The organism is Paenibacillus rigui (assembly GCF_002234615.1).
Classification (GTDB): Bacteria; Bacillota; Bacilli; order Paenibacillales; family NBRC-103111; genus Paenibacillus_S; species Paenibacillus_S rigui.
In genome coordinates this window covers 63,053-75,777 of sequence record NZ_NMQW01000023.1, presented here as the reverse complement: position 1 = coordinate 75,777, position 12,725 = coordinate 63,053, and the positions used below count along the sequence as shown (strand labels likewise).

Here is a 12,725-nt window from a genome sequence, read left to right as displayed (position 1 = left end):
GGCCTGTCCGTATCTTTTTGTCCCGGGGCAATGGGGTATATGGGACTCGGCACAAAAAGAAAACGCCTTGCGGCGTCGTTGGGTGAACCCTATACGTTTATAATTGCAAGCCGAATCTTTTTAACTCAATAAAAATCCCTTCCAGCCGCTTCCCTTTTTCCGTCAACGTATATTCGACACGCGGGGGAACCTCCGGAAATACCTTCCTTTCTACCACGCCATGATCCTCCAGCTCCTTCAGTCTAAGCGAGAGCGTTTTCGGACTAATCCCATCCATGGCTCTCAGCAGATCGCTAAAGCGCAGCGTGCCTTCGATCAACAGGTCACGAATAATTAAAAAGGTCCATTTCGTTCCGATCACATCCAGCGTCTTGGCGATAGGGCATGGCTCTCCCGGCGTCCCTTTGTTCAGTTCAATAGGCTCAATAACTTGCATGGGAACATTCCTCCCCCCATATTTTTTTCCGGCTCTATCCCAATCATATCACATTAATTCACTTAGGGAAACTATGTGAATTAAATATCACTACTTCCATAAATAAAGTTATTGTATATATAATATCGTTGTGAACCAGCAGCGATTCCATTACCTAATAAGGAGGTGATTACAATGACTGCAGAAACTGCACGGAACAAGCTGCCATTGGCGCTTATCGCTCTCTTGATCAGCGCATTCGCGATCGGGACAACGGAGTTTGTCATCATGGGCATTCTGCCTGATGTGGCAAATGACCTCCACGTCACCTTAAGCGCTGCCGGATTGCTGGTGACCGGCTATGCGCTTGGCGTCGCTATCGGTGGTCCGGTTATTACCGCGTTTACGGGACGTCTATCGCGCAAGTCGCTGTTGTTCAGTCTGATGCTGATTTTCATCGCGGGTAATTTATTAGCGGCCGTAGCCCCTTCTTATTCCATTCTGATGGCGGCGCGCGTTCTTGCTTCCTTTGCGCACGGGACATTTTTCGGCGTCGGCTCCATCGTTGCGACACGCCTCGTTCCCCGTGACAAGCAGGCAAGCGCCATCGCGATGATGTTTGCGGGTCTCACGCTTGCCAACATTCTTGGCGTCCCCATCGGTACCTTCGTCGGACAAATGTGGGGATGGCGCTCTACCTTCTGGGTTGTAACGGTTCTAGGCATCGTATCCCTTGTCGGAATTGCCGCATGGGTACCGCGCATCAAAAATGAGGAGGTCACCGGTTTCCGGCAAGAAATTCGCGTCCTGCGCAGCAAACAGATATTACTTGCTTTATTGATGACGATATTTGGTTTTGGCGGTGTATTTACAGCCTTCACCTACATCGCCCCCCTCTTGACCGATATTACCGGATTTGGTCCAGGCGCCGTTACTCCCATCCTGCTTCTATTCGGCATTGGGATGACGCTCGGCAATGCAGCAGGAGGCAAGCTGGCGGACTGGAGGCTGATGCCCTCCATTGCAGGAATGCTCACGCTCCTGACTGCGGTTTTGGCTGTGTTCACGCTAACAAGCCATTATAAAATTGCGGCTGTGATCAACGTGTTGATTTGGGGCTTTGCAGCTTTCACGATCGTGCCCGCTTTTCAAATGCGTGTACTTGCTAAAGCAAAGGGCTCCCCGAATATCGCTTCCGCCCTGAACATCAGCTCTTTCAATCTGGCCAATGCAGGCGGGGCTTACCTGGGCGGATGGGTCATTGACAGCGGTCCGGGGCTCGGCTCATTGCCATGGGTAGCTGCAATCGTTACCGCAGCCGGCCTACTGGTCACACTACTCAGCTGGTCGCTGGACAAACGGGAAGCATCGTCTTCCGGCGGGTCCGCCCAGCATGGACAGAGCTTATCCATTTAATCCAAATTGGAGGTACATCATGTTCAAACAAAAAAAATCGTTACTCCGCACAGCGGGAATCTCGGTCATCTTCGGCACCATGCTGCTAACCGCGGCATGCGGGACGATTACGAACACATCTGCTTATGAATCTCAAGCCGCCGAAGCGCCGGCCAAAAAAGACATTCCATTGCTGAAGGACCTCCCTCAGCCCCAATCGATGACCATCGATCCTTCATTGAATTCGAAAGATGCTGCTGCAATGGTGCAAGCCGCTCAACGCTTTTATGCCTTCTGGAACACAGGCAATGAAGATTTCATTTCCCAAACCGTTGCATCCGGCTTTATCGACAACACGCTGCCAAAAGGGCGACCTCAAGGACCCGAAGGCTTGACCTTCGCTTCCCGCAACTTCCGTAAAGCCGTTCCCGACTTGCAATGCAAAATTGAGGATTTATTGGTCGTTGGGGACAAGGTAACCGCCCGTCTTACCTTCACCGGAACACATAATGGTGAGTTCCTGGGAAAAGCGCCCACCGGCAAGCCCGTCAAATTCATGGCGATCGATGTTTTGCGCATCAAGGATGGAAAGCTCATTGAAGACTGGCACTTGGAAGACAATTTGACGCTAATGCAGCAGCTCGGTGTCGTAGCAGAAAACTAATCTATTTAAGGAGATGGAGAATAATGAAAAATATTCTTATCATTAACGGTCATCAAAAATACGGCTCGTCGGAAGGAAAGCTGAACCAAACTTTGGTCGATACCACGGTTGGCTTGTTAAGCGAAAACCATAACGTCAAAACCTCCGTCCTTCAAAACGGTTACTCCATCCAAGAGGAACAAGAAAAATTTGTATGGGCCGATACGATCATATATCAAACGCCAATTTACTGGTTTAGCGTTCCCGGATTATTGAAAACATATATGGATGAAGTGTATGCGTACGGTTTATTTTTTAAGGGCGCCGAGCAATATGGAAAAGGCGGATTATTTACAAACAAAACCTACATGTTTTCGACGACCTGGAATGCACCGGAAAAAGCGTTTAATGATCCAACCCAGTTTTTTAAAGGAGATGGCCTGGAAGGGGCACTCCATCACTTGCACCGCGTACAGGAATTTCTCGGCATGAAGCCTTTAAAGAGCTTTGCTTGCTACGATGTCATCAAAAATCCAAAGATCGACCAATTTGTATCAGAGCTTGAGGCCCATCTGAAAGATGTTTTGAAATGATAATTTTTATTCCAAAAATATAGGAGGAACTCATATGTTACAAGATCAAAAGGTAGTAATTATCGGCGGCAGCTCCGGCATCGGTCTGGAAACAGCTAAACAAGCTATAGCATTAGGAGCGGAAGTGATCATTGCCAGCCGTTCTAAAGACAAATTGCAAAGCGCACAAGAACATCTGGGGCCACGAGCCAAAGCATTTCAATTGGATACGACAGATGAATCGCAAGTGCAGTCTTTTTTTGAAAAAGTGGGACGCTTCGACCATCTGGTCGTCAGCGCCGCGGAAACATCAGGCGGGTCCTTCCTGCAAACAGATACGGCCCAAGCCCGGCACTTGTTCGAAAATAAATTTTGGGGTCAATACTATGCGGCTAAATATGGTGCAGCCCAAATTTCACCGAACGGTTCGATTACCTTATTCTCAGGTGTCGTCGCTTATAAAGCGATGATCGGCTCGTCGGCACTCGGTGCAGTCAATGCAGCCGTCTCTAATCTAGGCCAAACCCTGGCTTTGGAGCTTGCGCCGATTCGTGTGAATATCGTATCCCCCGGCATTATCGATACGCCTTCCCGCAGCAAAATGCCGGAAGACGCACGCAGCAGCTTCTATACAACCATCGCAGGCAAGCTCCCTGTGAAACGGGTAGGTACAGCGGAAGATGTCGCGCAAAGTGTACTTTATTTGATCCAAAACGGATTTGTGACCGGGACCGTCCTCCATGTGGAAGGCGGGCACCTGTTAACTTAAAAATAAAACGTCAAGGAAGCTGTCTCATCGATAAGCAGAGAGACACTTCCTTGACGTTTCCTTCATGTTCAAAGGATGAATGCGCACTATCTCTGACAGACTGTCACAGCCAGGTCGTTTTGCTGGTATGCGGGGTTCTGGCCGTTGCCGCGGCAGGTGCAGCCTCATCCGGGTAGCCGATGAATAATGTGCCTACCACCTGTTTGCCCTCAGGGGAGCCGATAAACCGGTGCATCCGCTCGTCATGCACAAGACCGATGCCTCGGGTACGCCAGACGAGACCCAAGCCCAGCTCTTCGGCAGCAAGCCACATCGAATGAATCGCGCAGGCGACGGCATATTCGTTATCTTTGGAAGAGGCGGGGTCGCCTTCAATCACATCCGAAGTGACCACGATCACAAGCGGTGTGGCGGTCAGCACCTTCAGCGACTCCTGTACCAGGTTGGGCTTCGTAGGGAATCGCTCCTCCAGATAGGCAAGCGCCAAAGCCTCGTAGCGCTGCTTGGCTTCGCCGCGAATGACGTAGAAATGCCACGGCTCGCGCAGCCGGTCATTCGGAGCCAGGGTGGCTGCGGCCAGCAGCGCCTCAATTTTGTCATCTTCAACCTCATCAGGCTTCACATTGCGGACAGCCCTCCGCTGCTTCAAAGCATCTCGTATGGAAAAAGAAGTAGTCGTCATGATGCCGACTCCTTTCGTAGTAAGTTAGGGCGTTACCGAATGACGCCGTTCTAAGCAGAACCGGACCCAGCGCTCTGCAATGGCAGGCGCCGAACCAAAATGAATGTGCGTGTACCCGGAAACAAGGGTACCGCCCGGGTTCAGACAGCCTTCCGGCTTCGTCCCTCTCAGCCCTTTCGTTTCATAAGCAGGGACGATGCGGGCCTCCTCACGGGCTTGGAACGTCGAATAATGAAATTCGTGGCCTCTGGCTTGATCGTCGGGACCTAGCAGGAAATTGCCCTCCGCTCCCTTAATATCCCGATAGCCGAGCGCAGCGAGCTTCTTCTGCATCCGCACCACGCCGGGAATGAGACCAAGCATCGGGTAAGACCTGCCCTGCGTATCCTCGATCGCCTCGGTCAAATACATGAAGCCCCCGCATTCCGCGAGGGTGGGCAGCCCCTGCTCAATGGCCCCGCGAAGCGAGTCCTTCACGGACTCATTGGCGGACAGCTGCTCCGCAAACTCCTCGGGAAAGCCCCCGCCGATATAAAGGCCGTGGACGCCCTCGGGCAGCGTTTCCCCCGCCAAAGGGGAGAAGAATACACAATCCGCACCGTAAGCGGCCAGCAGCTCGAAATTTTCCTGATAATAAAAATTGAACGCCGCATCCTTTGCGACGGCAATGTTCACCCGCTCCTGGGGAGGAACCGGCCGCGGATCGAAGAGAGAAGCCTGCTCCTGCGGAATCCCGAGGGCCGCCGCCAGCTCCCAGATCCGCTCCACGTCCACCGTAGCGGAGATCAGCTCGGCGAGCTGATCGAAGAACGGCTGCAGCTCGCCCCGTTCTACAGAAGGGATGAGCCCCAGATGCCGCTCCGGCATAGCGATGTGATCCTCGCGCTTCAAGTACCCGAGCACCGGAATGCCGCATTCCTGCTCGATCGCCTGGCGGACGAGCTTGTAGTGCCCCTCACTGCCTACCTTATTGGCGATCACGCCGACGATGTTCACCCGGGGCTCCAGCAGCTGGAAGCCTTTGACAATCGCCGCGGCGCTCCGCGCCATGCTCTGGCAGTTCACCACCAGCAGCACCGGCGCCTCCAGCAGAAGGCTGATTTCGGCGGTGCTGCCTTCGTTGGTGAGCGGGTTTTTCCCATCGTAGAAGCCCATAACGCCTTCGATGACGGAGATGTCCGCCCCGCGGCTCGCGCGGGCATAAATGTCACGGACGGTCGCATGAGACAGCATATAGCTGTCCAGATTGCGGGAGATTCGTCCGGTGACGGCTGTATGATAGGTCGGATCGATATAATCCGGCCCGCATTTGAAGCCCTGCACCTCGTGCCCGAGCCGCTTCAAGGCGGCCATCAGGCCGATGGTGAGCGTCGTTTTGCCGACGCCGCTGCCCGTGCCGGCGATGACGACCCTGCGGGCGGCACCTGCTGCCGTGCCGCTTGGATTAACGGCGGCCATCGGCGGCACCTCCCCCAGCCGCTGCCGCCGCGGTTGCAGCGCTGCCGCCTGCCCCGCCGGCGGCGGCAAAAGGAATGACGGCAACGGAGATCGTGACGTTGCCGGATTTTTTCTTCACCAGCGCGAGCTCCGCTGCGCCGCTGTAGAGCTTCGCCGCCGGCTCGCTGACGCCGTAAGCGCCGGTGAACTTGAACACGGTGTCCGACGGCGACTCGACGGACACCGTGTTCAGCTCCTCGGGCGTGTAGGTGACGAACGCCCAGCCGTGCTTGTGGACGACGGCGAGGAGCCCCGCCTCGTCCTTTTTCAGGTCGATGGTGCACACGGCTTTGACGCTGCGCACCGAGAACTGCAGCTCGTCGAGCGTTTCGGCGATGACCGCCTCAATCTCCTCGGCGGAGGTGCCGCGGTTGCAGCCGATCCCGAGCGCCAGCACCTTGGGCCGATACAGCACGCCGTTCGCAAGCAGGCGAGCCTCCTCCTCCGCCCGCAGCTTGCGGTGCGTAACAACGAGCGCCGCCTGCGGCGCCGGTTCAATGGCCAGTGCCTCGGCAACGGAGCCGTAGGTACGAATGTTCGGAGGCAGCGGCGTATCGTGCAGCCACCAGCCCGGCTCGCCCGACTCCTGTACGACGGCAACCTGCTCCTCATTGACCACCGACGCGCTGACCGGCGTCAGCTTCTCCGCCGATTCCCAGGTCCAGCCGAAGCGGCGGCCGAACAGATCCACCGCAATCGTCTTCTGCACATCGGACGCCGTCGTGATGACCGGCCTTGCGCCCATCGCGGCCGCGACTTCCCGGGTCAGCTCATTGGCTCCGCCCAGGTGGCCCGACAGCACGCTGATCACGTGCTCACCTTTATCGTCGATCACGACGATGCCGGGGTCTTTCTTTTTATCCTCCAATAACGGGGCAATCATCCGGATGACGGCGCCCAGCGAAATAATAATGATAAGTCCTTTATAAGCGGGAAACAACGCCGGGAACAGCAGACGGACGCTGCCCTCGAACAGCTGAATGCCTTTGCTCGCTTCATCCCCGCGCTCGAATTTGGACATATAATACAAATCCGAGTGGGAAAATACGCTTTGCAGCCTCCGCGCCAGCTCGACCCCATGCTTCGTAATCGCTACAATGGCGTAATCCCCCTGCTGATGGATCGCCGGGATTTCCCCTTCCTGCAGCACAATCCTTGGACTTGCCTCCATCTTACGACTTCACCCCTCTGCGGAACCGGTGGGTGAACTCCTTGTCATACAGCTTCGAGCGGTATTCCTCGTTCTCATGGATGCGCGGATCAAGCGCCCAGCCTGCCAAAATCATCGCATGCGAGCGGATGCCGTTGCTGCGCATGTCCTGCTCCAGGTTCGCGAGCGTCGTACGGACGATGAGCTGATCCGGCCAAGTGGCGCGCTGCACCACAGCTACCGGCGTCTCCTCGCTCCAGCCCGCATCGGTAAGCTCCTGAACCACCCTTTTGGTCAAGGTGGCGCTCAGGAATAAAGCGATCGTGCAGTGGTGCGCGGCAAGATCCTTCAGCTTTTCCAGCTCAGGCACCGGCGTCCGTCCTTCCGCCCTTGTGAGAATGACCGTCTGCGTCAGTTCGGGAATCGTTAATTCCGCCCCTACCGCCGCAGCCGAGGCGAACACGGAGCTGACGCCGGGAATAATCTCGTAACCGATGCCTTCCTTTTTCAACAGCGCGATTTGCTCCATGGTCGCCCCGAACATAGCCGGATCCCCTGTATGTACGCGTGCGACCAGCTTGCCCTGCTTCACCCGGTCTACCATCAACGCAACCATTTCCTCCAGCGCCATGCCGGCGCTTTTGAGAATTTCCGCCCCTGGCTTCGCCTTGGCGATCAGCTCGTCATTCACGAGAGAATCGGTATACAGCACGACATCCGCTTCCTGCAGAATGCGCAGCCCTTTGACCGTGATCAAATCCGGATCGCCAGGCCCCGCCCCGATAATATAAATTTTGTCCATTATTTTCTCACCACCATTAACGTTAAGTATTCCAGCTCCCGGCCCTGCAGCTCACGAATATCCCGCCAGATCATTTCCTCTGCGGATGTGACCTTGGTCAGTACGGACGCTTTGTCCACCAAGCCCAAATCTCCAAGCACATGCAGCATCAAATCGATCACCTTGGCCACCTTGATAAATACGATGCAATCATGCGATTCGACCGCCCTGCGCATCGTTTCGTAATCGTCCGTTGCGGGTACGATGGCAATCTGCTCGTCGCCGTCCGCCAGCGGAATGCCCAAGCGTGATGCCGAGGCATTCACCGAGGAAATCCCCGGGATCGAAATCATCTGCACCTCAGGATGCCGTTCCTTCATCAGCCGCATCAAATGAATATATGTGCTATAAATCATCGGATCGCCCTCTGTCACAAAAGCGACGTCCTTGCCCTGCTCCAGGTGCTCCCATACCATGCTCACCGTCCGGTTCCACTGCAGCTCAAGCGCCTCACGGTCTCTTGTCATCGGGAACGTCAAGCCCAGCATGACCTTCTCCTCCGTGTTCACATACAGCTCGGTGATAGTCAGCGCATAGCTTTTGGCGCCCATCTTTTTACGCGGATAGGCAATGACCGGAGATTCCTTCAATATACGAAAAGCCTTGACCGTGATCAACTCCGGATCTCCCGGACCTACGCCCAAGCCGTACAATGTACCCAACTTGCCTGTTCCCTGCTCACTCACTTCGGTTTCCCCTCTCCTACTGTTCGGCCCGCTTCATCAATCGGATCATTTCATGTACTTTGCTCAGCCTGATTGTTCCTCCGCTCGCTGCTGTCCACGGAACGCTTCCGTCCACTTTGTTACTCAGTTACCGGACTTTTATGCTTCGCCGTTATGATATAAATCGGATTCAACCCCTCGAACCTTGTTAAGTCCAGGATCGGCTTGCTCCGCGAAATCTGCGTCAAAATAATGCTCGTCTCCATCCCCTCCTCCGCGAACGCCTTGTTCGCTTCGTACAGGTTTTCGATCGTCGCCGCGTTCAGCACAATGCGTCCGCCCGGGCGCAGCCTTGTGCAGCATACATGCAGCAGCTCCTTCATCTCTCCGCCGCTGCCTCCGATGAAGACCGCATCCGGGTCGGGGAAAGCTTCCAGCCCCTGCGGAGCGCGGCCCTGGACCGCGGTAAGATCCGTGCGGAAGCGGTGCATATTTTCTATGCAGTTCGCCAGGTCGGCTTCGTTCTTCTCGATCGCGTACACCTCTCCGTACCGGGCAATCCGTGCCGCTTCAATAGCGACGGATCCCGTGCACGTGCCGATATCCCAAACGACGCTGTCCTCCTGCAGTCCCAGCTGACCGAGACTCAGCACCCGAACCTCCTTCTTCGTAATCAGCCCTTTATCCGGCTTGCGCTGCGCGAACGCTTCGTCCTCCATGCCGAGCGCCCAGGACCGTCTTGTCCCGGCAGGTGCCGCCAACACGACCACGTTCAAAGGCGAGAACGCCCCCTCGTCCAGGCCGGCCAGCTGCTCCAGCTCATACCAGCCGGTACGTTCTTCCGTCCCCTCCAAATTCTCGGCTACGAATGCCCGATACTCCGTCATGCCAAAAGACAGCAGGTATTGGGCAATCGCTCCCGGGTGGTTGCGTTCATCCGTCAGCAGAGCAACCTTGCGCTTGCCGTCGATCCGCTGGGCCAGTCCTTTCAGCGAACGCCCGTGTACGCTTGTCACATAGGCATCCTGCCAGCTCTCGCCCATCCGCGCGAAAGCAAGCTGCACCGAGCTTAAGCTCGGATACACCTCTACATCCAGCTTGGTGGCCAAATACCCGCCGATGCCATAAAACAACGGGTCCCCCGACGCCAAAATGACGATGCTCCGGCCCTGCTCCGCCTCGCTCTTCAATCCCGACACGAGCTCGGCCAAGCCGCCCTTGATCACCCTTTTCTCCCCTGTATATGCCGGGAAAAAAGCCAGCTGCCGTTCCCCTCCTACCAGGATGTCACTCTGCGCAATCCAATCGCTGTACATCGGCAGCAGGCCCTGGCTCCCATGATCGCCGATACCGATTACCTTGGGCTTGCCAGCCTTCGCCTGCAGTCCCTTGTTTCCATCCATTTGTTGACTCAATTGGTTCTCTCCCTCCCATCCTAGTCCTGCGTTTTGACAAACTGCCCCAGCAAGCTTCCCTTCATGGAGATGATCGCCGTCTCGATGTCCATACCGCCTTTGACCTCCTGCAAGCCTGCTTCACAGCAGTACCGGCTCAGCAGCTCGAAAAATGCAGTATAGCCCCATTCCACCATCCAGTCCCCAACCAGAGCCGCCGTGTTGGCCCCCAGAATAGCATTTGTCTGCTCCTCGGTCGCACCCGCTTCCCCTGCTACACGCGCAAGGAAGCCGAAATCGACAGGGGCGCTCTTGGAATGCACCATCATGACCCCTTGGGCTACCTTCGAAAACTTCCCCATCATGCCTACAAGCGTGACCTTGGCGATGCCTTGATTTTTACACTGCTGCAGCGCAAAGCCGATGAAATCGCCCATTTCCACAAAAGCTTCCTCCGGAAGCTCCGGGTACATCTCCATGCCGTATTTCTCCGTTCGGCCACCGGTCGACAGCACCACGTGGGTGCAGCCGCACTTGACTGCCACGCGGATCGCTTGCGCCACGCTTGCCTTGTACGCCGCCGTCGAGAACGGTACGACGATCCCTCGCGTACCCAGAATGGAAATCCCGCCCAGGATTCCGAGACGGCCATTCAATGTTTTCTTCGCAATTTCCTCGCCGTCGGGCACGCTCACAACGACCCGAACGCCCCGGTGTTCCAGCTCGAACTGATTCAACACCGACGCGATCGTCTCGCGAATCATTTTGCGGGGGACCGGATTAATCGCCGCTTCCCCTACAGGAACAGGCAAGCCCGGCTTCGTAACCCGACCTACGCCAATGCCGCCGTCGAGCTCGAACCCGGACTCTGTTCTCCAAGTGACTGCCGAGATGATCCTTGCTCCATGCGTCGCATCCGGATCATCCCCGCCGTCCTTAATCAATTCCGCTTCCGCGTGATCGGCTGTAAATTCACATCGAACGATCTCGAACGTGACGTCCTGTCCAATCGGAAGGCGAATCGTTGCCTCCGTCTGCTTTTCCTGCAATATTAACGCGGTCAAGGCTGCTTTCGCGGCTGCTGTAGCGCAGGAGCCGGTCGTGTAGCCATGCCGCAGCGGCTTCGTCTCTTTCGTCTCGCTGCCGTTGTCCATCGCCATAGCTGTCGGTTACCCTAACCGTTCCGCCATCAACGAAATGGCGTTGACCGCCGCTACGGCTACCGGGCTGCCGCCCTTGCGCCCGATATTCGTAATGAAAGGAATATCCAGCTTCGCGAGCTCTTCCTTGGATTCCGCGGCAGACACGAAGCCTACCGGCACACCAATCACGAGACCCGGCTTCGCTTCCCCCGCCTTCACCAGACGGATCAGCTCCAGCAGCGCCGTCGGCGCGTTGCCGATTGCATAGATGCCGCCGTCAGCCTCCCGAATCGCCTTCCGGATCGAAATAATCGCGCGCGTCGTATTCAGTCTTTTCGCTTCCTCCATCACATCGGGATCGGAGATATAGACATGCACATCGCCCCCGAACTTGGCCAGGCGCGGTTTACTGATGCCGACCTGTACCATTTGAACGTCAGCTACAATTTTTTTGCCTGCGCGAATCGCCTCGATACCTGACCGGATCGCATCCGGGTGAAACACGAGACTGCGTCCCAATTCAAAATCAGCCGAGGCATGAATGACCCGCTGTACAACGGGGTACTGCTCCTCCGTAAAAGGATGCTCGCCAAGCTCCTCCGTAATCATGCGGAAGCTTTCTTCCTCGATCTCTTGCGGCTGTACCGTCAACGGCTTAAATTCGGTTCCGAAATCCATTTTTATCTACGCCTCCTGCAGCAATTCGTTCAATTTTGCAATAACATCGTCAAAATCGCCAAAATATATTCCATAATCCACGACCGGACGCCCGATGACGATCGTCTCAATACCGAGCTCCAGAGCCGATTCCAGCTTCTCGTCGACGGCTCCGACCTTCCCGCTTTCCTTTGTGATCATTAAGGTTACGTGATAGTGCTCGTACAGCGCTTTATTCAGTTCTTTGCTGAAAGGGCCCTGCATGGCAATGATGTTTTTCTGCTCCAGTCCGAGCTCCGCGCACTTTTCCATATTATCGATTCGGGGCAGCATGCGTGCTACCAGCGTTGTATTCGGCAGACCGAGTAGTCTCTTCGCAAAAGTGTGCAGCGTCTTGCTGCCCGTCGTCAGCATAATGACCCCGCCCTTGGCCGCAGCCAGCTCCGCAGCTTGCTCATAATCAGGAGCGAACGTAATCAACGGGTGATTCTCGATACGGATGCGGTCCCGTTCAAAGCGGATATAGGGGACCCCGGCCGTCTGCGCCGCCGCTATCGCATTCTTCGAGGCTTCCTCGGCAAAAGGATGCGTCGCATCCACCACGCTGCGGATTCCTTTCTCGCGTATGAGTGCAGTGAGCGCTTCCGCGGTCAGCCTGCCTGTCATCACGGGCAGCCCCGCTTCCTCCATCGACTTGGCGGCGCTGTCCGTGACAACCGTGGTCAACAGCGGATAGCCCGCCTGCTGAATGCGAAGCGCCAGCTCGCGTGCATCGCTCGTACCTGCCATCACCAATATCATAGGTGGACGCCTCCTCATATTATATTGCAGCCTGTGCTGCCCTTGGTTCTCCAAGTCATTCATGCGGTTTGTTGGACAAATGGACCCACGCCCGCACCCTTA

General features: G+C 55.8%; 14 protein-coding genes. 4 read left to right on the top strand and 10 right to left on the bottom strand.

The window, feature by feature from the left end:
• Positions 1 to 97 precede the first annotated feature (97 nt).
• Positions 98 to 436, bottom strand: a complete 339-nt coding sequence (locus CF651_RS16110; protein WP_094015892.1) for a winged helix-turn-helix transcriptional regulator — start codon at positions 434 to 436, stop codon at positions 98 to 100.
• Between the two features lie 174 nt (positions 437 to 610).
• Between CF651_RS16110 and CF651_RS16105 the strand changes: the two genes are divergently transcribed.
• Genes CF651_RS16105 through CF651_RS16090 form a run of 4 tightly spaced genes read left to right on the top strand, consistent with a single transcriptional unit; the run spans position 611 to position 3,794 of the window.
• A complete protein-coding gene (locus tag CF651_RS16105; protein WP_218827856.1) occupies positions 611 to 1,831 on the top strand; it encodes an MFS transporter in 1,221 nt (406 codons plus the stop codon).
• A 19-nt stretch (positions 1,832 to 1,850) separates the two neighbouring features.
• Positions 1,851 to 2,474: an ester cyclase gene (locus tag CF651_RS16100; RefSeq protein ID WP_094015891.1), complete on the top strand. Its 624-nt coding sequence runs from the start codon at positions 1,851 to 1,853 to the stop codon at positions 2,472 to 2,474.
• 23 nt (positions 2,475 to 2,497) lie between these two features.
• Positions 2,498 to 3,046 carry an NAD(P)H-dependent oxidoreductase gene (locus CF651_RS16095; protein WP_094015890.1) on the top strand — a complete coding sequence of 183 codons (549 nt, stop codon included), beginning with the start codon at positions 2,498 to 2,500 and terminating at the stop codon, positions 3,044 to 3,046.
• Between the two features lie 34 nt (positions 3,047 to 3,080).
• Positions 3,081 to 3,794, top strand: coding sequence for an SDR family oxidoreductase (locus CF651_RS16090; protein WP_094015889.1), 714 nt, complete (start codon positions 3,081 to 3,083; stop codon positions 3,792 to 3,794).
• Between the two features lie 103 nt (positions 3,795 to 3,897).
• Here the strand turns inward: CF651_RS16090 and CF651_RS16085 are convergent, their stop codons facing one another.
• The 9 genes from CF651_RS16085 to cobK form a co-directional block, all read right to left on the bottom strand.
• Entirely contained in the window at positions 3,898 to 4,476 is a 579-nt protein-coding gene (locus CF651_RS16085; protein WP_094015888.1) for a nitroreductase family protein, read from the bottom strand.
• A 24-nt stretch (positions 4,477 to 4,500) separates the two neighbouring features.
• Positions 4,501 to 5,934 carry a cobyrinic acid a,c-diamide synthase CobB gene (locus tag CF651_RS16080; RefSeq protein WP_094015887.1) on the bottom strand — a complete coding sequence of 478 codons (1,434 nt, stop codon included), beginning with the start codon at positions 5,932 to 5,934 and terminating at the stop codon, positions 4,501 to 4,503.
• Positions 5,921 to 7,144, bottom strand: coding sequence for a cobalt-precorrin 5A hydrolase (locus tag CF651_RS16075; RefSeq protein ID WP_094015886.1), 1,224 nt, complete (start codon positions 7,142 to 7,144; stop codon positions 5,921 to 5,923). The genes CF651_RS16080 and CF651_RS16075 overlap by 14 nt, the downstream gene beginning before the upstream one ends.
• A 1-nt stretch (position 7,145) precedes the next feature.
• Entirely contained in the window at positions 7,146 to 7,925 is a 780-nt protein-coding gene (cobM, locus tag CF651_RS16070) for a precorrin-4 C(11)-methyltransferase (RefSeq protein WP_094015885.1), read from the bottom strand.
• Positions 7,925 to 8,650 carry a precorrin-2 C(20)-methyltransferase gene (gene cobI, locus CF651_RS16065; protein WP_094015884.1) on the bottom strand — a complete coding sequence of 242 codons (726 nt, stop codon included), beginning with the start codon at positions 8,648 to 8,650 and terminating at the stop codon, positions 7,925 to 7,927. Before cobI ends, cobM begins: the two co-directional genes overlap by 1 nt.
• 119 nt (positions 8,651 to 8,769) lie before the next feature.
• A complete protein-coding gene (gene cbiE, locus CF651_RS16060) occupies positions 8,770 to 10,032 on the bottom strand; it encodes a precorrin-6y C5,15-methyltransferase (decarboxylating) subunit CbiE (RefSeq protein WP_094016117.1) in 1,263 nt (420 codons plus the stop codon).
• 32 nt (positions 10,033 to 10,064) lie between these two features.
• The gene (locus tag CF651_RS16055; RefSeq protein WP_425436276.1) at positions 10,065 to 11,183 is read right to left on the bottom strand and encodes a cobalt-precorrin-5B (C(1))-methyltransferase; all 1,119 of its coding nucleotides are present in this window, start codon (positions 11,181 to 11,183) and stop codon (positions 10,065 to 10,067) included.
• Positions 11,184 to 11,192: 9 nt separating this feature from the next.
• Entirely contained in the window at positions 11,193 to 11,843 is a 651-nt protein-coding gene (locus CF651_RS16050; protein WP_094015883.1) for a precorrin-8X methylmutase, read from the bottom strand.
• Positions 11,844 to 11,849: 6 nt separating this feature from the next.
• A complete protein-coding gene (cobK, locus tag CF651_RS16045) occupies positions 11,850 to 12,623 on the bottom strand; it encodes a precorrin-6A reductase (protein WP_094015882.1) in 774 nt (257 codons plus the stop codon).
• Positions 12,624 to 12,725: the final 102 nt, after the last annotated feature.